This window comes from Streptomyces sp. NPDC055078, from assembly GCF_053607985.1.
On sequence record NZ_JBSGUP010000030.1, the window covers coordinates 11,677 to 30,240 of the forward strand.

Below are 18,564 nucleotides of genomic sequence, written 5' to 3' on the forward strand. Positions count from 1 at the left end.
GGGGGGGGACGGTTCTGGTTTCCAGTAGGTGGGGGTGGCCCGGGCCGAGGCGTTTGCTGGGGGGGGGTTGGGGGGGGCGGGAGCCCGCGGCGGCGAGCTGGTGGGCGACGGCTCCGGTGATCCGGGCGCCGGAGGCGCCGAGGGGGTGGCCGATGGCGATGGCGCCACCGCGCGGGTTGACGATGCCGGGGTCGATGCCCGGCCACTGGCCCAGGCAGGCCAGCGCCTGTGCGGCGAACGCCTCGTTGAGTTCGACCGTGGTCAGTTCTCCCGGCTCGCGCCCGGCCTTCTTCAGCGCGCGGTGGACCGCTTCGACGGGTCCGGCGCCGAAGTACTGCGGTTCGATGCCGGTGACGGCGGTGGCCCCGATGCGGGCCAGTGGTTCGCGCCCGCTCGCGCGCAGCCCGTCCTCGTCGGTGAGCAGCAGGGCGGCGGCGCCGTCGTTGAGGGGGGAGGCGTTGCCCGCCGTGACCGTGCCGCCGTCGCGGAACACCGGCTTCAGTTTCGCGAGGGCGTCGGCGGTGGTGCTGTCGCGGATGCACTCGTCGCGGGTGAGAGCCACGCCGGCTGTGTCGACGGGGATGATCTCGGCGTCGTATAGGCCCGCCTCCCAGGCGCGGGCGGCCTTGCGGTGACTGTCGAGCGCGAACGCGTCCTGGGCCTCGCGGCCGATGCCGTACCGGTCGGCGACGAGTTCGGCGCCTTCGCCGAGGGCGACGGTCCACTCCTTCGGCATCCGCGGGTTGACCATCCGCCAGCCGAGCGTGGTCGAGTACATCTCCTGGTGGCCGGCGGGGAAGCCGCGTCCGGGCTTGGGCACCACCCAGGGCGCGCGGCTCATCGACTCCACGCCGCCCGCGACGGCGATCGACGCGTCGCCGACCGCGATCGCGCGGGCCGCCTGCACGACCGCCTCCATGCCGGAGCCGCAGAGCCGGTTGACCGTGGTGCCGGGGACGGTGACGGGGAGTCCGGCGAGCAGGAGGGCCATGCGCGCGACATCGCGGTTCTCCTCGCCCGCTCCGTTGGCGTTGCCGAGGAAGACATCGTCGATCCGGGCGGGGTCGAGGTCGGGCGTACGGGAGATGAGGGCGGCGAGCACGCCCGCCGCCAGATCGTCGGGCCGTACGTCCGAGAGCGCGCCGCCGTACTTCCCGGTCGGGGTGCGGACGGCGTCGACGACATAGACGTCCCGGAGGCGGTCGGACATTTCGGCTCCTTGCGCGGGGGTCGGGGGAGATCAGCGGGCGGGGGCGGGGGCGGGGTGCGGAGGGTGAGCGGCGAGGCGTCAGATGATATCGTTCGCCAGGTGAACTTCGGTTCATCGATACCCGCACCCGAGTGTGCGTTCACCGGCCCCGTCATGTCAACGGCGGAGGAGAACGCCGCCGGGTGAGAATGTGCGGGGGCCGCCTCCCGCACCCACCGCTGCCGGGGACCACCGTCCCGTATCTTGCTCCTTGACTGTTCGGAGGGCTGATGGCCACGACGTCGCGTGTCGCTGGTGCGGTGACGGCGCCCGCTGAGGCCGTGGGGCCGCTGATGCGGGGTATCGCCGTGCTGGGTCAGATCAGTGCGGCGGGGGGCCGGATGGCCGTCAGTGACCTCGTGCGCTCCACCGGTCTGGCCCGTTCGACCGTCGACCGGATCATTGCCACCCTGGCGCGGATGGACTACCTCCGGCTGGACGGACACGCCGCCGTCCTCGCGCCCCGGCTGATGGAACTGGGCAACGCCTATCTCGCCGCCGTCCGGCTGCCCGGACCACTCGGCCCGCTCGCCGAGAAACTCGCCGGGGAACTCGACGAATCGGTGTCCCTCGCGGTACCCGACCGGGACGGCATCCGCTTCGTCCACCAGACCAGCCGCCGCCGCGCCATGTCCCTGACCTTCCGGACCGGGGACCTCCTGCCCGCCGAACGCACCGCACAGGGAGCCGTGTTCGCCGCCCACTGGGACGAACCCGAATGGACCCGGTGGCGCGAACAGCACGCCGCCGACCCGCACGGACAACGATTCCCCGCACTCCCCCCGCCCCCGGGCACGCCCGCCCCGCCCGCCGCCTTCGAACAGCGCGCCGCCGCCGCCCGCACCCAGGGCTGGGCCATCGACGACCAGCTCATCGAACCTGGGCTGATCGCCCTCGCCCTGCCCGTCCACGGCCCCGACGGACACGTGGTCTGCGCGCTGGCCCTGGTCAGCCACACCAGCCGCCACAGCGCACACACCCTGCGCCAAGCCCTCCTGCCCCGCACCCGCGACGCCGTGGCCGCCATGGAACAACGCCTGCGCACGAACCACCACCCCGCCGAACAGCAGCCCCCGGCCGGCGGACTCGCCGACTGGACCAACACCTCCAAACACGAACTGGGCGCGGAGTTCGTGGAATCCCTCGCACGCGGCCTCACCGTCCTCACCGCCTTCGGCGACGGAAGAGCCGAACTCACCCTCGCCGCCGTCGCCGAAGCCACCGGCCTCGCCCGCGCCACCGCCCGCCGCGCCCTCATCACCCTGGAACACCTCGGCCACGTGGAAACCCGGAACCGGCACTTCCGCCTCACACCCCGCGTCCTCGCCCTCGGCTACCCGCCCCTGTCCCGCACCACCCTCTCCGACATCGCCGCCCCCCACCTGACCGCCCTCGTCCAACAGGTCAACGACTCCGCATCCCTCGCCGTCCTCGACGGCGACGCCATCCAGTACACCGCCCGCGTCGCCACCGGCCGCATCATGAGCGTCGACATCCGCACCGGCACCCGCCTCCCCGCCCACGCCACCTCCATGGGCCGCGTCCTGCTCGCCGGACTCCCCACCAAAGAACGCACCGCCCGCCTGGAGCGCACCGTCCTCAGAGCACTCACCCCCCGCACCATCACCGCCCTGCCGGAACTCACCACCCTCCTCACCCATATCGCACACAACGGCTACGCCCTCGTCGACGGCGAACTCGAAGAGGGCCTGCGCTCCCTCGCCGTACCCGTCCACGACCGCGACGGGCGGGTGGTCGCCGCGGTGAACGTCGCCATGCACCACACCCGCCGCACCACCGAACAATGCCTCACCGAAGTCCTGCCCGAACTACGCGCAACCGCCCACCGGATCGAAGCGGATCTGCGGATCGCCGGACGCTTCACCCGCATCCCGCCAACCTGACCCGCACCCCACACCCTGCACCCCACACCCCGCACCCCACACCCCACAACACCGCGCCCCGAACACACCCACACACGGTGGCCCCGTACGCCGGGGTCCGACCTCGCTCAGACCGGTTCGACGGAGAAGTTGTCACGGAACACATTGCCCGGGTCGTAGACGGCCTTGACCTTCCGCAGCCGTTCCAGTGTCGGCTCCGGGAACGCCTTGGTGAGGACGGCCTCGTGGTCGTGGGTCTCGAAGCTGAGATAGAGGGCGTCGGCGCCCAGCGCGTCCCACGCCGCCACACCCCGCTCCACCGAGGCACCCCGCAGCACCACGGAGAGGGAGAAGTTCTGTGTGCGGTGGGCGTAGGCGGTCGCGTCGGCGGGGGTGTCGTTGACGGCGCCGCCGACCGCGCGGACCTGGAGGTAGCTGGTGTAGCCGTCGGTGAACATCCCGGCCACCGCCGTGGCGGTGTGCTCATCCAGGTGCTCCACCAGCGCGGAGCGGCTGCGCTGCCGGGCCTGGCCCTCGTGCGGGTGGTGGCCCGCGGTCACGAGAGCGGCGTACGGGGCGAGCTGCGCCTGCTGCTGAAGGACCGGGGCGATCTCCAGGAACGGCTGGAGCGCGTCGGTCGCGGCCTCGGTGTCGTCGCCCGCCCACACCGCGTACGTCTGGGCGATGAAGCGGCCCTGCCGGCGGACCACGGTGAGGAACGCCGTCAGCTCCCGGGGGCTGTCCTCCACCAGCCGGCCCCACCGCTGGAGGAAGTCGGCGATGTCGGAGGCGTCGTACGCGAAGACGGCGAAGACGATATCGCCGAGTTCGGCGGCCTCGATGTCGAAGGAGGTGACGACGCCCATGTTGCCGCCCGCGCCGCGCAGCGCCCAGAACAGCTCGGGGTGGTGCTCCGCGTCCGCCCGTACGGCGCGGCCGTCGGCGAGGACGACATCGGCTCCCCGGACCCGGTCGATGGTCAGTCCGTAGGAGCGGGAGAAGAAGCCGAGACCGCCCGTGGTGGCCAGACCGCCCGCGCCGACATCGCCGGAGTCGCCGGAGCTGATGGCCAGACCGTGCGGGGCGAGCTTCGCGGCGACATCGCCCCAGCGGGCCCCGGCCCCTACCCGGACCAGCCGGCGTTCGCGGTCGAGGACCTCGACCCCGTCGAGCGAGCCGAGGTCGATGACCAGGCCGCCGTCGTTGGTCGAGCGCCCGCTGATGCCGTGCCCGCCGCTGCGTACGGCCAGCGGTACGTCCTGGGTACGGGCCCAGCCGACCGTTTCGGCGACCTCGGCGGCCGTGGTGGGCCGCAGCACGAGCCCGGGGGAGCCGGGCCAGACATAGGTGGAGCGCACCCCCGCGTAACCCCGGTCGCCCGGTTCCACCGCCCGCGCCGCGAGCGAGGCGGGCAGGGAGTCGTAGTCGATGCCCTCGACGCGCGCGGCCAGGGCGGCGGCCGGGCGGACCCGGCCGGTGGCGGTGCCCGCCGCCGCGCGTTCGGCGGCGACCGCCTCGCGCAGCGCGGGTGCCACCTCCTGGCCGAAGACGGAGAGGGTACGGGGGTCGTCGGAGCCGAGGATGAAGGTGCTGATCCCGTCCTGAAGGACCAGCGCCAGCAACTGTTCCACCCACTGCCCGGGCGGCCCCTGGAACGGTTCCGATGAGGTGCCGAAGCCGCCCATGACGTTCAGCAGCCGCCGGATCTCCCGGGGGTCGCGGCCGTGTCTCGCGGCCTCCTCGTCGATGATCGCGTTGCTCTCCGCCAGGGTCGGGGAGTGCAGATAGCTCCAGCTGGGCAGCCAGCCGTCCGCCTTCGCGCCGACCATGCGCAGCATCCGGGGCTTGTAGGCCCCCAGCCAGATCGGTACGTCATGGGCGGGAGCGGGACCGCGCTTGGCGCCGTCGGCGCTGTGGAACTCGCCCCTGACACGCAGCGGTGCGCGCTCGTCGGCGTCCCAGATGCCCCGGATGATGTCGATGGCCTCGCCCAGCGCGGTGACGCTCTGGCCGGGGGTGAGGTCGCGTCCGCCCATCGCGGCGATCGCCTCCCGGAAGGCGCCCGCGCCAAGACCGAGGTCGATCCGGCCGCCGGAGAGCAGATCGAGGCTGGCGACCGAGCGGGCCAGTACGGCCGGGTTGCGCAGCGGCAGATTGGTGACATTGCCCGCGAGGTGGACGCGCTCGGTGCGGGCGGCCACCCAGCTGATCAGCGTCCAGGCGTCCAGATGCCCCGGCTGGTACGGATGGTCCTGGAAGGTCACCAGATCGAGTCCGGCGTTCTCGGAGAGCACGGCGAGATCCACGACGCCCCGCGGGTCGCGGTTACCGGGGGTGAGGAACGACCCGAAGGTCAGCTCGTGTCCGTAATCGGCCATGGCAGTCTCCGACCTCCAATAAGTTGACCCTTCAACCATAACGTATTTGGATGACACGTCAACCTTTGGGGTGTGCGGTGGCGCGGGTGCGGCGGAGTCGCGGCCGGGAGGGCGCGGACGTGGTCGGCCGGGGTCGGGGGGCGCGGCCGGTCCGGGTCGGTCGGGGTCGGAGGGCGCGGCCGGTCCGGGTCGGTCGGGGTCGGAGGGCGCGGTCGCGGCCGGTCGCGGTCGGGCCGTTCGGGGCGGCTGCGGCGGTCAGTCGGACTCCGGTGGGTCCCGACGGTCCTCGCAGGTCAGATGGGTGTTCACCCGCTCGCCGATCCGTGCCAGCAGCTCCAGCTCCTCGGGGCTCAGCAGGGAGATGAAGTGCGCCCGGACATGGTTCATGTGCCGGGGCACGGCCTCGTCGATGACCTCACGGCCCCGGGCGGTCAGACACAGCACGGCGCTGCGGGCGTCGGCGGGATTCACCTCCCGGACCACCAGTCCGCGCTGCTCCATCCGGCGCACCTGGTGGGAGAGCCTGCTCTTCTCCCAGGCCAGCCCGCAGCGCACCTCCTGGGAACTCATCCGGCCCTCGGGGCTGCTCGCGAGCGTCACCAGGATCTCGTAGTCCGCCACCGACAGGCCCGACTCACGGGCCAGATGCCGGCCCGTGCGCGCGGTCAGCGCGCTGTGCATCTGGAGGTACGAGCGCCAGGCACGCCCCTCGCGCTCGTCCAGGTACTCCGTCTCGGCGTTCACGTGCTCGGCGTTCACGCCGAAACCGTACCGCCATTTGGTTGATGAGTCATCCAAAGTCGGAGTGGCCGGCCGGAGGCGCCCCGAGGAACCGCTCCGCCCACAGCCGCAGCAGCTGGTCGTCGAAGTCCGGATCCTCGCGCAGCACACTGGTCAGGGCGAGCCCCCGGTGCAGTACCAGCAGGGACTCGCAGAGCATGGCGAAGTCGTCGCGCGCGGCGACCTCCGGGCCGAAGACCCCGGCCAGGACCGCGCGCTGGGCGGCGCCCACCTGGCGCTCCGCGGGCAGCAGGGCGGCCTTGAGGTCGGGGTCGGTGCGGGCCGCCAGCCACAGTTCGAGACCGGCCAGGAAGCGTGGGCCCGACATCGCCGTATGCAGCAGGGTGAGGCCCTCCTCCCGGGTCCCCCCGCCGCTGCCCGCCTCCTCGCGGATATGGGCCAGCCGCAGTTCGGCGACATGGTGGGTCGCGGCGGTCAGCAGCGCCGCCTTGGAGGCGAAGTGGTGCAGCAGCGCGCCCCGGGAGATCCCGGCCCGCTCCTGGACCCGCTGGGTGGTGGTACCGGCGAAGCCGTACTCGACCAGGCAGTCGATCGTGGCGTCGAGGAGGCGCTGGCGGGTCTCCTGGCGGCGTTGCTGCTGGGTGCGCCGGGGGGCGGGCGTGGCCTGACGGGATCGCGGGGCGGGCATGCGCCGACGGTACGGCATGCCGAAGTCACATAACAAACAGTCTGGACGGACTGTATCTTTCGGAGCTATCGTTCCGGCCATGCTTGCCGTAGACCTGGTCCGCCTGGGCGCTGCGCGCTTCGCCGGACGCACCGCCCTGCACTTCAACGATCAATCACTCACCTACGCCGAGGTCGACGAGGCCGCCAACCGTCTCTCCCATGTCCTCACCGGGCTCGGAGTCGACCGAGGCGACCGCGTGGGCCTGCTCATCGGCAACGGACTGTGGTCCGTCTCGGTCGACTTCGCCTGCCTCAAGGCGGGCGCCGCCCGGGTCCCCCTCAACGGCCGTCTCTCCCTCGCCGAACACACCCGGATGCTCCAGGACACCGGCGTCACCCTCCTGGTGTACGGGCCGGAGCTGAGCGGGCGGGCCCAGGAGCTGGGCGCGGCCCTGCCCGGTCTCACCCTCGCCTGTCTCGGCCCCCCGGCGGACAGCGGCGATCTCGATCTGATGGCCGCGATGCGGGAGGCCAGTCCGGCCGACCCGATGCGGTTCGCCGCGCCGGACGACGTCATCCTGATCCTCTACACCTCGGGCACCACCGGCACCCTCAAGGCCGCCCAGCACACCCAGGCCAGCTATGCCGCCATCACCGCGAACATCCTCGCCAATCTGGTCTCACCCGGCCGCGACGATGTGATGCTCCACGCCGCCTCCCTCATCCACGCCAGCGGCACCTTCGTCCTGCCGTACTGGGTGCGCGGCGCGGCCTCCGTGGTCCTCGGCGGCTTCGACCCCGACGAGTACCTCGCGGCCATCCCGCGCTACGGGGTCACGGCCGCCAACCTCGTACCGACCATGCTCGGCATGCTCTTCACGGGCGGGAAGGCCGAGAGCGCCGACCTGGGGCGGCTGCACACCGTCGTCTACGGGGCCAGCCCGATGCCCCGCCCGCTCATCGAGCACGCGCTGGACGCCTGGGGCCCCCGGTTCGTCCAGTACTTCGGGCAGACCGAGGCCCCGCTCTGTATCGCGGTCCTGGACCACGACGACCACGCCGAGGGCGGGGAACTGCTCGGCGCCGCCGGACACCCCGTCATCGACGCGCGGGTAATCCTCACCGGCGAGGACGGCGCCCCGGTGGCGCGCGGTGAGATCGGCGAGGTGCGGGTGCAGGCCCCGTTCGCCATGGCGGGCTACTACAACGCGCCCGAACTGACCGCACAGAGCCTCACCCCCGATGGCTGGATCCGCACCCGGGACCTGGCCCGCTTCGACGACCGAGGCTATCTCCATCTGGTCGACCGCAGCAGCGACATGATCATCACGGGCGGCTACAACGTCTACCCCCGAGAGGTCGAGGACGCCCTCTCCTCCCACCCGGCGGTCGCCCAGTGCGCCGTCGTCAGCGCACCGGACCCGACCTGGGTGGAGGCCGTCACGGCCTTCGTCGCCCTGCGGCCGGGCGCCGAGGTCACCGAGGCCGCGCTGCGCGACCATGTGCGGGCCCGCCTCGCCGGCTACAAGGTGCCCAAGTCCGTGCACTTCGTGGACACCATCCCGTACTCCCCGGTCGGCAAGATCCTCCGCCGGGCGCTGCGCGACCCACTGTGGGAGAACGGACGATGAGCGGGCACCCGCCGAATCCGGCGGTACGGGTGGAGCGGGACGGACCCGTCTTCACGGTGATCCTCTCCCGTCCCGAGGTGCGCAACGCGGTCGACGGCCCCACCGCAGGCCAACTGGCCGATGCCTTCCGCCGGTTCGATGAGGATCCGGACGCGGCCGTCGCCGTCCTGTGGGGAGAGGGCGGCACCTTCTGCGCGGGCGCCGACCTCAAGGCGCTGGGCACCGAACGCGGCAATCAGGTCCTGGCCGAGGGCGACGGGCCGATGGGCCCCACCCGGATGCGGCTGACCAAACCGGTCGTCGCCGCCGTCGCCGGGCACGCGGTGGCCGGCGGCCTGGAACTGGCCGCCTGGTGCGATCTGCGGGTCGCCGAGGAGGACGCCGTCTTCGGGGTGTTCTGCCGCCGCTGGGGTGTGCCCCTGGTCGACGGCGGTACCGTGCGGCTGCCCCGGCTGATCGGCGAGAGCCGGGCCATCGACATGATCCTCACCGGCCGCGCGGTGCCCGCGTCCGAGGCGTACGCGATGGGGCTGGCCAACCGGCTCGTACCGCACGGCGAGGCCAGGACCGCCGCCGAGCGACTCGCCCGGGAGATCGCCGCGTTCCCCCAGCTCTGTCTGCGCAGCGACCGGCTCGCCGCCCGCGAGCAGCACGGGCTGCCGGAGCCGGAGGCGCTGGCCCTGGAGTACCGGCACGGGCAGGTGCCACTCACCGCGGGGGAGACCCGGGCGGGCGCGGCCCGCTTCGCGGACGGCGCGGGCCGCCACGGCACGTTCGACAGCACCCCGCCCACGGCTCCCTGAGCAGCCGGGGCGCACATCCTGGGCCGGGGCACGCCTCTTCCTGAGCCTCCTGAGCCTCCTGGGCCGCCGGGGGTTGGCGGCCTCGCTGTCCCGCCCGGGCGACGTGATCGCCGGCCCGGGACATGCGCCCGACAGCGGTCACGGAGCTGCCGTGCCGGGGCTCCGGTTGCCTCAGGACGTTCCGGCGACGCGGGCCGCGCGGGCCCGCCCCCGGTTTTTCGCGCACGTCACCAGCACGAGCCCGCCCCGGTTCTCGCGCCGGCCGCCGGGGCGCGGCGCGGGTCGGGCGGAGCGCGGAGTGTCACGCGCCCCGGCCGTACCGCCTCCGAAGTGACCGTCAGGACAGCAACTGCGCCGCGATCGACCTGGCGTTCCTGATCGGCTCGGCGCTGCGCTCCCGTACGACGGTGACGGTCGCCCCGTCCATCAGCAGGACGAACTTGCGCGCCAGCGCGGCACTCTCCGGCTCTCCGGCCTCGGCGAGGAGTTCGGCGATGAAGTCCGTGACGGCCTGTTTGTGCTCTGAGGCCAGCCGGTGGACCGGGCCGTCGGCGTCCACGCACTCCGTCATGGCGTTGATGAAGGCGCAGCCTCGGAAGTTCCCCTGCTCGCAGTCCTGCGCGAGGGCGTCGAAGACGGCGAGCGGGTCGCGCCCCCGGGCATCCACTTCGGCTGTGAGCCAGCGGCGCCAGCGGGTGTCGCGCGCCCGGAGGACCGCGACGACCAACTCGTCCTTGCTCGCGAAGTGGCGGTAGAACGAGGCGCGGCCGATGCCCGAGTCGGCCAGCAGGCGCTCGACCCCGACCGCGCGGATGCCCTCCGCGAAGAACAGCTCCCCGGCCGTCTCGATGAGGCGTTCGCGCGCTTGTGTGGCCATGCGCCCACGGTAGCCCACCTTGACTCTAAACGGAACCGATCGGTACCGTCCTGGAAGTGGTACCGATCGGTTCCGAACGATCGGTACCCGGACGGGCCATGCCTGGACTCCGCTTCCGCCCACCGCGCCCGTCACCCTGCCCGGCCCCTCCACCCGATCCGGCGGCCTCCCGCCCGGACCGCCGCGAAGCCCGACGACTGGACGGTCATGGACTCCTGCACCCAGCGCGCCACCGGCACCACCGAGCCCGACCCCGAGCGCCCGCCCCCGGACCCCGGCGCCATCGAGGGGGAGTCCAGGTCACGGGCCGCCCGATGGAGCGTGCCCGTACTGGGCTTCGCCACCTTCGCCGTCGGCACGGACGAGTTCGTCCTGGCGGGCGTACTGCCCGAACTCGGCCGCGACCTCGGCGTCTCCGTCACCACCGCCGGCCAGGTGGTGACCGTCTTCGCGCTGACCTGCGCGGTCCTCGCCCCGGTCCTGGCGACCGCCACCGCCCGCAGGGCACGCCGCGCGGTCCTGCTGATCGCCGTCTCCGTCTATCTGCTGGGGAATGTGGCCACGGCGCTCGCCCCCACCTTCGCGACCCTGCTGCTCGCGCAGACCGTCGCGGCCGTCGGCGCCGGGCTCTTCGTGCCGACCGCCGCCGTCACGGCCGCGGCGCTGGTACCGCCCGGCCGCAAGGGCCGCGCCATCGCGGCCGTCACCACCGGATTCACTGCTGCCACCGCCCTGGGCGCGCCCATCGGCACCGCCGTGGGCGGGGCCTTCGGCTGGCGGGCGACCATGTGGTTCGTCGCGGCGCTCGCGGTCCTCGGCCTCATCGGCGTACGGCTCCTGGTGCCGGCCCGGGTACCGGCGCCCGCGCCCGAGGGGCTGCGGCAGCGTCTGGCGCCGCTCAGGGACCGCCGGGTCCTGGCGATCCTGGCGACCACCCTGATCGGCTTCACCGCCGTCTACCTCCCGTACACCTACATCGCCGTGGTCTTCGAGCCGGCGACCGGGGGCGGCGGAGACCGGCTCGCCGTCCTCATGTTCACCCTCGGCGCGGTCGGCACCCTCGGAAACCTCGGTGCCGGATGGCTCGCGGACCGCTTCGGCGGCCGGGGCGTGGTGACGGCCGCGCTCCTGTGGATGACCGGGTCCCTGCTGCTGTTCCCGGCGGCCACCGGGGCGTTCGCCTCCGCACTGGTGATCATCGTCGTCTACGGCGTGGCGGCCTTCGCCATCACCACACCCCAGCAGCACCGGCTGATCACCCTCGACCCGGAGTCGGCCTCCGTACTGGTCGCGCTGAACGCCGCGATCCTGTACCTCGCGATCTCCCTCTCCGGCGCGGTCGGCGCGGTCGGCATCAACTGGGTGGGCGCCGGCTCCCTGCCGCTCGTCGCGGCCGGTCTGGCCCTCACGGCCCTGCTGATCTCCGAACTGGGGCACCGTATGACCCGCCGTACGGCCCACCGCGCGGGCACCCCGGCGACACGGGACGGTCAGCCGCCCCTCGGCAGCGGCTGAGCCGCCCGCTGATACGACCGCACACCCGGCGGATGAACCACAGGCCGACCCGGTGGACGAACCGACGCATGAACCGACGCACGAACCGGTAGCTGAACAGGCTCAGGAGCGGTGGCCTCGGTCCTCCCCCGGGGCCTGATCGCGGGAGTGGCCGCCCCAGCGCAGGCCCGGACCCGGGCGGGCGGCACACCGCATCGCCGTCAGGGCCGGGCCGTGCCCCCGGCCGGTGCCGGGTCGAGCGGGGTCGGCCGCCATGCGCGCCGCAACTGGGCGCGCAGCAGATCGAGAGGGCTGTCGTCGGTGCCGTGGAGCCGGTCGGACAGCCTGACCAGGGTGTCCGCACGGGCCAGATACACGCCCCGCCGCCGCGTCGGCTCACCGTGTCCGGCGAGGGCGGCGGTGCGTACGGCACCGGGGGCGCCGATGGAGATGGCGATGCCCGCGATGTCCTCGGCGGGGTCGCCCCAGGCGGCGTCGGCCCAGTCGATGACTCCGCCGATCCGGCCCCGCGCCGTGACGAAGATGTGCTCTCCCTTGAGGTCGTTGTGCAGCAGGACGTCCACGCACTCGCCGGGGCGCACCCCGTCGCCCGCGACCAGCAGTGGCAGCCGGTCGAGCGCGAACTCGCCGTCGGCGGCGAGCCGCCGCGCGGCGTCGTGGGCCCGCTCATGGAGTGGTGCGCCGTCCCGCGCGGGCTCGCGGGGGATGTCCAGGGCGGACAGCTCACCGGCCGGGAGCGCGCCGAGCGCGACCAGCAGTCCGGCGAGATCCGCCTCCCCGTCCCGGGTGACGGGCCGCAGTTCGGAACTGACCCCGTCGAGCCGGGTGTCCAGCGTGAACGCCAGCCCCGGGGCCCACTCACCGGTCAGCGTGCCGGCCGGTATCGGCAGCCGGGTACGGCGGCGGATCACCTCCCGCAGGGCGACTTCCCGGCGGAGCCGGACGGAGACGTCGGCGTCCGTCGCCAGCCGCAGGACGCCCTCGCCGCCCACCCACCAGGCGGAGTGCTCGCTGCCCTCGTCGACCGGGCGGAGGTCCGCGCGACCGAGGGCGGGCACGGCCCGCCGCACCTCGTCGGCCGACCGGGGCCGGGAGACAGCCGATTGATCGCTCATCAGTGTGATTCTCTCCAGGGTTCATCGGCGGAGAAGGCACCCGCCACCCGGCCGGCCGGCCGGCGTGCCCTCCCCGGGCACAGGGGCGCGGCCGGGGCTCCCACCCTGCCGCAGCGACGCACCACCCCGCACGCCCTTAAGCGTCCGTCACCACGTCCGGCTGCCTCCGGGACCCCGCCCGGCGGCCCCCGGGACCACGTGCTGCGCCCCCCGGCACCCCGCCCGGCGGGATCCGCCGCAACCGCCCGGCGGGATCCGGCGCACACCCGGCGGCACCCGGCGCAACCGCCCGGTGCGGTCCGGCACAACCACCCGGCAGGGACCGGCGCAACCGTCCGGCGGGGTCCGATCCAACCCCCCGGCGGGGTCCGAACGGGCCGTTGCACCCCTCTGACCTGGGAAGGATAGTGTGAGGCATGAAGATCCTGATCAGCGCCGACATGGAGGGCGCGACCGGCGTCACCTGGCCGGCCGATGTGCTGCCGGGCACCCCACAGTGGGAACGCTGCCGGGGAATGTTCACCTCCGATGTGAACGCCGCCGCGCTCGGATTCCTCGACGGCGGCGCCGATGACGTCCTCGTCAACGAGGCCCACTGGACCATGCGCAACCTGCTGCTGGAGCGGCTCGACGACCGGGTGCGGATGCTCACCGGCAGGCACAAGTCGCTCTCCATGGTCGAGGGCGTCCAGCACGGCGACGTCGACGGCATCGCCTTCGTCGGCTATCACACGGGCGCGGGCGCCGAGGGCGTCCTCGCGCACACCTATCTCGCCAACCAGATCACCGGAGTCTGGCTGAACGGGACCCGGGCGAGCGAAGGGCTGCTGAACGCGGCGGTGGTCGCCGAGTACGGCGTCCCGGTGATCCTCGTCACCGGGGACGACCTGACCTGCGTCGACGCCGACGCATATGCGCCCGCCGCGCGGAAGGTCGCCGTGAAGGACCATGTCTCGCGGTACGCGGCGGTCTGCCGGACCCCCGCCCGTACCGCGTCCGAGATCCGCTCGGCCGCCAAGGAGGCCACCGCGCTCGCCGTCCGCCACGAACCCGTGCGCGGCGGCCCGTTCACCGTCGAGCTGGAGTACGACGCCGGGCAGCTGGCCGCCGCGGCGACCGTGGTCCCCGGCGTCGAGAGCAGCGGCGAGCGGCGGACCGCGTACACCAGCGAGACCATGTATGAGGCGATTCGTACCTTCAAAGCGGTCACGACGATCGTCTCGGCGGCCGTGGAGGAGCAGTATGGCTGATGTGACGACGTCCAGCGCCGGGACGAGCCCGGTCGACCCTCTCGCCCTCGACGAAGTGGTGACCTTCACTTCCGAACTGATCCGTATCGACACCACCAACCGCGGCGGCGGCGACTGCCGGGAGCGGCCCGCCGCCGAGTACACGGCGGAGCGGCTCGCGGCGGCCGGACTCGAACCCGTCCTCCTGGAACGCACCCCCGGGCGCACCAATGTGGTCGCCCGGATCGAGGGCACCGACCCATCGGCCGAAGCGCTGCTGGTCCACGGCCATCTCGACGTGGTGCCCGCCGAACCCGCCGACTGGACCGTGCCCCCCTTCTCGGGCGAGATCATCGACTCGGTCGTCTGGGGCCGCGGCGCCGTCGACATGAAGAACATGGACGCGATGATCCTCGCCGTCGTCCGGGCCTGGGCCCGCGCGGGCGTCCGGCCCCGCCGCGACATCGTCATCGCGTACACCGCCGACGAGGAGGACAGCGCCGCCGACGGCGCCGGATTCCTCGCCGACCGGCACCCCGGCCTCTTCGACGGCTGTACGGAGGGGATCAGCGAATCCGGCGCGTTCAGCTTCCACGCCGGGCCCGGGATGACGCTCTACCCCATCGGCGCCGGGGAGCGCGGCACGGCCTGGCTCAAGCTCACCGCCCACGGCAGGGCGGGCCATGGCTCCAAGACCAACCGCGCGAACGCGGTGAGCAGACTCGCCGCCGCCGTCGCCAGGATCGGTGCCCACGAGTGGCCGGTCCGGCTGACCCCCACCGTCCGCGCCGCCCTCACCGAACTGGCCCGCCTCCACGGTGTCGACGGCCCCGCAGCGGATGTGCACGCGGCCGGCTTCGACGTGGACGCGCTGCTGGGCAAGCTCGGCCCGGCCGCCGCGCTCGTCGAACCCACCGTGCGCAACAGCGCCAACCCGACCATGCTGAACGCCGGATACAAGATCAATGTGATCCCGGGCCACGCCACCGCGTATATCGACGGACGGATGCTGCCCGGCGGCGAGGACGAGTTCCACGCCACCATGGACCGGCTCACCGGACCCGATGTGGCATGGGAGTTCCAGCACCGGGAGATCCCGCTGGAGGCCCCGGTCGACTCCCCGACGTACGCCAAACTGCGCGCCGCCGTCGAACACTTCGCCCCCGACGGTCATGTCATCCCCTACTCCATGGCGGGCGGCACCGACGCCAAGCAGTTCTCCCGCCTGGGCATCACCGGCTACGGCTTCTCACCGCTGAAGCTGCCCGCCGACTACGACTACGCGGCACTGTTCCACGGAGTCGACGAGCGGGTGCCCGTCGAGGCCCTGCACTTCGGCGTCCATGTGCTCGACCACTATCTGCGGTCCGCCTGAGGGGAGTCGGAAATGGTACCCACCGGTGCCTATGGCACCTGGCCGTCGCCGATCGACGCGGCGCTCGCCGCCTCGCACGACGGACGGCCCGAATTCCTCGGCATGGTCGGCGAGGACGTCTGGTGGACCGCGCCCCGGCCCGCCGAGGACGGCCGCCGCGCCCTCGTACGACGCCGGGCCGACGGCCGGGAAGAATCGGTCCTCCCCGCGCCGTGGAATGTGCGCAGCCGGGTCATCGAGTACGGCGGACACCCCTGGGCCGGCGTCCCGCGCGCCGACGGGAGCCCGCTCGTCGTCTTCGTCCACCACCCCGACCAGCGGCTGTACGCGTACGAGCCGGACACCCCCGGCGCCGCGCCCCGCCCGCTGACCCCCGTGTCGGCCGTCGGCGCCGGACTGCGCTGGGCCGAGCCCCGGATCCACCAGGACCGGGGCGAGGTGTGGTGCGTCCTGGAGGAGTTCACCGGAGCCGCGCCCACGGACGTACGCCGGGTGATCGCCGCCGTCCCGCTGGACGGCTCGGCCGCCGACGACCGCGCCGCCGTACGGGAACTCTCCGACGACCGGAACCGCTTCGTCACCGGCCCCCGGCTCTCCCCGGACGGACGGCACGCAGCCTGGATCGCCTGGGACCACCCCCGGATGCCCTGGGACGGCGCGGCCGTGATGACCGGCGAAGTGGGCACCGGCGACGGCCCGTTCACCGGAATCCGCCATGCCGTCGGCGACCCGGGCGAGGCGGTCTGCCAGGTCGACTGGGCACCGGACGGCTCGCTGCTCCTCGTCTCCGACCGCCGTAACTGGTGGGAGGTGCAGCGCGTCCGGCCCGAAGCCCTCGCATCGGACGCCCCGGCCCGCACCCCGCTCTGCCCCGGCCGCGCCGAGGAGTTCGGCGGGCCGCTGTGGAAGATCGGCCTCCAGTGGTTCCACCCCCTCGGCAACGGGCTGATCGCCGTGATCCACGGCAGGGGCTCCACCGCGCTCGGCGTCCTCGACCCCGAGTCGGGCGAGGTCGTCGACGCGGCGGGCCCCTGGACGGAGTGGGCGCCCACCCTCGCCGTCGACGGCGACCGGGTGATCGGCGTCGCCGCCAGCCCGCGCAGCGGGTACGAGGTCGTCGAACTGGACACCCGCACCGGCCACACCCGGGTCATCGGCTCCGCCCACACCGACCCGGTCGACCCGGCGTACTACCCCGAACCGCAGATCCGCACCTTCACCGGGCCCGACAACCGCGAGATCCACGCCCATCTCTATCCGCCGCACAGCCCCGACCGCGGCTTCCCCGACGACGAACTGCCCCCGTTCGTGGTGTGGGCCCACGGCGGCCCCACCGGCCACGCCCCGCTCGTACTCGATCTGGAGATCGCCTACTTCACCTCGCGCGGCATCGGCGTCGCCGAGGTCAACTACGGCGGATCGACCGGCTACGGCAGGGAGTACCGCAACCGGCTCAGGGAGCAGTGGGGCGTCGTGGACGTCGAGGACTGCGCCGCCGTCGCCGAGGCCCTCGCCACAGAGGGCACCGCCGACCCGGCCCGCCTCGCCATCCGCGGCGGCAGCGCCGGAGGCTGGACCACCGCCGCCTCCCTCACCGGCACCGATGTCTACGCCTGCGGCACCATCCTCTTCCCCGTCCTGGACCTGCTGAGCTGGGCCACCGACGAGACCCACGACTTCGAATCGCGCTATCTGGAGTCGCTGATCGGCCCGCTCGCCGAGGTGCCCGGCCGCTACCGCGAGCGCTCCCCGCTCCAGCACACCGACCGGATCACCGTGCCGTTCCTGCTGCTCCAGGGGCTCGACGACGTGATCTGCCCGCCCGCCCAGAGCGAGCGGTTCCTCGCCCAGCTCACCGGGCGCGGCATCCCGCACGCGTATCTCGCCTTCGAGGGCGAGGGCCACGGGTTCCGCCGGGCGGAGACCATGATCCGCGCGCTGGAGGCCGAACTGTCCCTCTACGCCCAGACCTTCGGCGTCAACCGCGCCGACGTCCCCGTACTGGAGCTGCGGAAGTGACCCCCACCCCACTCGCCCCGCTGACTCCGCTGACCCGGCCCCGCCGGCTCGCGCCCGGCGACCGCGTCGCCGTCGTCGCCCCCAGCGGGCCCGTGCCCGACGAACGCCTCGACACGGGTCTGGACATCCTGCGCGGCTGGGACCTCGACCCCGTCGTCATGCCGCACGTCCGCGGGCGCCACCCTCGGTTCGGCTATCTCGCGGCCGACGACCCGGAGCGCGCCCGGGATCTGACGGCGGCCTGGTGCGACCCGGCCGTCGCCGCCGTCTTCTGCGCCCGTGGCGGCTACGGCGCCCAGCGCATGGTCGACCTCCTCGACTGGCCGGCGATCCGGGCGGCCGGCCCCAAGGTGTTCGTCGGCTACAGCGACGTCACCGCCCTCCACGAGGCATTCGCCACCCGCGCGGGCTTCGCCACCCTCCACGGCCCCATGACCGGCGCACTCACCTTCCTCAAGGACGACGCCACCCGGGAATCCCTCCGCGCCACCCTCTTCGAGCCCGAGTCCGTCCGCACCCTCGGCCTGGACACCGCCCGCGCCCTGGTACCCGGCCGCGCCCGCGGCATCACCCTCGGCGGCTGCGCCAGCCTCCTCGCCGCCGAACTCGGCACCCCCCACGCCCGGCCCTCCGCCCGGGGCGGACTCCTCCTCCTCGAAGACATCGCGGAGGACGACTACCGCATCGACCGCATCCTCACCCAACTCCTGCGCACCGGCTGGCTCGACGGCCTCGCGGGCGTGGCCCTCGGCTCCTGGGCCCAGTGCGGTCCCTACGAACGCGTCCGCGAAGTCCTCCTCGACCGCCTCGGCGGCCTCGGCGTCCCCATCATCGAAGAACTCGGCTTCGGCCACGGCGACACCACCCTCACCATGCCCCTCGGCGCCCCCGCCCTCCTGGACACCGCCACAGGCACCCTGACCCTGGACGAACCGGCCCTTCTCTGACCCAGCCCTTCTCTGACCATGGCCCGCACATCCAGCCGTAAGGCCCGGTCTGGACAAGGGCCCGCACTTCCAGCCGTACGGCCCGGTCTGGACAAGGACCCGCAAACCCAGCCCCTCCGGCGTTTGAGGAGCT

The 18,564-nt window shown here is 73.2% G+C and carries 14 protein-coding genes; 8 read left to right on the forward strand and 6 right to left on the reverse strand.

What is annotated here, in order from left to right; genetic code table 11:
- Positions 1-1,210 (reverse strand): thiolase family protein (locus ACWF94_RS04855; protein ID WP_453484721.1); only part of this gene is annotated, 1,210 nt, incomplete at its 3' end.
- A 269-nt stretch (positions 1,211-1,479) separates the two neighbouring features.
- On the opposite strand from ACWF94_RS04855, the gene ACWF94_RS04860 reads away from it, so the two are divergent.
- Positions 1,480-3,153 carry an IclR family transcriptional regulator domain-containing protein gene (locus ACWF94_RS04860; RefSeq protein WP_453484722.1) on the forward strand — a complete coding sequence of 558 codons (1,674 nt, stop codon included), beginning with the start codon at positions 1,480-1,482 and terminating at the stop codon, positions 3,151-3,153.
- A gap of 107 nt (positions 3,154-3,260) precedes the next feature.
- On the opposite strand, the gene ACWF94_RS04865 is transcribed toward ACWF94_RS04860, so the two are convergent.
- The 3 genes from ACWF94_RS04865 to ACWF94_RS04875 all read right to left on the reverse strand — a co-directional run bounded on the left by ACWF94_RS04865 (position 3,261) and on the right by ACWF94_RS04875 (position 6,939).
- The gene (locus tag ACWF94_RS04865) at positions 3,261-5,510 is read right to left on the reverse strand and encodes an LLM class flavin-dependent oxidoreductase (protein WP_453484723.1); all 2,250 of its coding nucleotides are present in this window, start codon (positions 5,508-5,510) and stop codon (positions 3,261-3,263) included.
- 255 nt (positions 5,511-5,765) lie between these two features.
- Positions 5,766-6,269 (reverse strand): MarR family winged helix-turn-helix transcriptional regulator, encoded by a 504-nt coding sequence (locus tag ACWF94_RS04870; RefSeq protein WP_453484725.1) that lies wholly within the window; start codon positions 6,267-6,269, stop codon positions 5,766-5,768.
- 31 nt (positions 6,270-6,300) lie between these two features.
- Entirely contained in the window at positions 6,301-6,939 is a 639-nt protein-coding gene (locus ACWF94_RS04875) for a TetR/AcrR family transcriptional regulator (protein ID WP_453484727.1), read from the reverse strand.
- Between the two features lie 79 nt (positions 6,940-7,018).
- Between ACWF94_RS04875 and ACWF94_RS04880 the strand changes: the two genes are divergently transcribed.
- Both ACWF94_RS04880 and ACWF94_RS04885 read left to right on the forward strand, forming a co-directional pair.
- A complete protein-coding gene (locus tag ACWF94_RS04880) occupies positions 7,019-8,551 on the forward strand; it encodes an AMP-binding protein (RefSeq protein ID WP_453484728.1) in 1,533 nt (510 codons plus the stop codon).
- On the forward strand, positions 8,548-9,354 hold the full coding sequence (locus tag ACWF94_RS04885; protein WP_453484730.1) for a crotonase/enoyl-CoA hydratase family protein: 807 nt from the start codon (positions 8,548-8,550) through the stop codon (positions 9,352-9,354). The genes ACWF94_RS04880 and ACWF94_RS04885 overlap by 4 nt, the downstream gene beginning before the upstream one ends.
- Before the next feature lie 337 nt (positions 9,355-9,691).
- Here ACWF94_RS04885 and ACWF94_RS04890 read toward each other — a convergent pair whose 3' ends face one another.
- Positions 9,692-10,231 (reverse strand): TetR/AcrR family transcriptional regulator, encoded by a 540-nt coding sequence (locus ACWF94_RS04890; RefSeq protein WP_453484731.1) that lies wholly within the window; start codon positions 10,229-10,231, stop codon positions 9,692-9,694.
- A 207-nt stretch (positions 10,232-10,438) separates the two neighbouring features.
- On the opposite strand from ACWF94_RS04890, the gene ACWF94_RS04895 reads away from it, so the two are divergent.
- Positions 10,439-11,746 (forward strand): MFS transporter, encoded by a 1,308-nt coding sequence (locus tag ACWF94_RS04895; protein WP_453484733.1) that lies wholly within the window; start codon positions 10,439-10,441, stop codon positions 11,744-11,746.
- A gap of 200 nt (positions 11,747-11,946) precedes the next feature.
- Here ACWF94_RS04895 and ACWF94_RS04900 read toward each other — a convergent pair whose 3' ends face one another.
- Positions 11,947-12,861, reverse strand: a complete 915-nt coding sequence (locus ACWF94_RS04900; RefSeq protein ID WP_453484735.1) for an aminoglycoside phosphotransferase family protein — start codon at positions 12,859-12,861, stop codon at positions 11,947-11,949.
- Positions 12,862-13,277: 416 nt separating this feature from the next.
- Here ACWF94_RS04900 and ACWF94_RS04905 point away from each other — a divergent pair, with 416 nt between their 5' ends.
- From ACWF94_RS04905 to ACWF94_RS04920, 4 genes are read left to right on the forward strand one after another with little or no spacing between them, the layout of a single operon-like run.
- Positions 13,278-14,111, forward strand: a complete 834-nt coding sequence (locus ACWF94_RS04905) for a M55 family metallopeptidase (RefSeq protein WP_453484736.1) — start codon at positions 13,278-13,280, stop codon at positions 14,109-14,111.
- Positions 14,104-15,465: a M20/M25/M40 family metallo-hydrolase gene (locus ACWF94_RS04910; RefSeq protein ID WP_453484738.1), complete on the forward strand. Its 1,362-nt coding sequence runs from the start codon at positions 14,104-14,106 to the stop codon at positions 15,463-15,465. Before ACWF94_RS04905 ends, ACWF94_RS04910 begins: the two co-directional genes overlap by 8 nt.
- Positions 15,466-15,477: 12 nt before the next feature.
- A complete protein-coding gene (locus ACWF94_RS04915) occupies positions 15,478-17,484 on the forward strand; it encodes a prolyl oligopeptidase family serine peptidase (RefSeq protein ID WP_453484740.1) in 2,007 nt (668 codons plus the stop codon).
- Entirely contained in the window at positions 17,481-18,431 is a 951-nt protein-coding gene (locus tag ACWF94_RS04920; protein ID WP_453484741.1) for a S66 peptidase family protein, read from the forward strand. Before ACWF94_RS04915 ends, ACWF94_RS04920 begins: the two co-directional genes overlap by 4 nt.
- Positions 18,432-18,564: the final 133 nt, after the last annotated feature.

Coding starts and splice junctions, on each gene's coding strand:
- ACWF94_RS04875 (WP_453484727.1), bottom strand. CDS start 6,939: ATGCCCGCCCCGCGATCCCGTCAGGCCACGCCCGCCCCCCGGCGCACC.
- ACWF94_RS04905 (WP_453484736.1), top strand. CDS start 13,278: ATGAAGATCCTGATCAGCGCCGACATGGAGGGCGCGACCGGCGTCACC.
- ACWF94_RS04865 (WP_453484723.1), bottom strand. CDS start 5,510: ATGGCCGATTACGGACACGAGCTGACCTTCGGGTCGTTCCTCACCCCC.
- ACWF94_RS04910 (WP_453484738.1), top strand. CDS start 14,104: ATGGCTGATGTGACGACGTCCAGCGCCGGGACGAGCCCGGTCGACCCT.
- ACWF94_RS04880 (WP_453484728.1), top strand. CDS start 7,019: ATGCTTGCCGTAGACCTGGTCCGCCTGGGCGCTGCGCGCTTCGCCGGA.
- ACWF94_RS04860 (WP_453484722.1), top strand. CDS start 1,480: ATGGCCACGACGTCGCGTGTCGCTGGTGCGGTGACGGCGCCCGCTGAG.
- ACWF94_RS04915 (WP_453484740.1), top strand. CDS start 15,478: ATGGTACCCACCGGTGCCTATGGCACCTGGCCGTCGCCGATCGACGCG.
- ACWF94_RS04900 (WP_453484735.1), bottom strand. CDS start 12,861: ATGAGCGATCAATCGGCTGTCTCCCGGCCCCGGTCGGCCGACGAGGTG.
- ACWF94_RS04895 (WP_453484733.1), top strand. CDS start 10,439: ATGGACTCCTGCACCCAGCGCGCCACCGGCACCACCGAGCCCGACCCC.
- ACWF94_RS04885 (WP_453484730.1), top strand. CDS start 8,548: ATGAGCGGGCACCCGCCGAATCCGGCGGTACGGGTGGAGCGGGACGGA.
- ACWF94_RS04890 (WP_453484731.1), bottom strand. CDS start 10,231: ATGGCCACACAAGCGCGCGAACGCCTCATCGAGACGGCCGGGGAGCTG.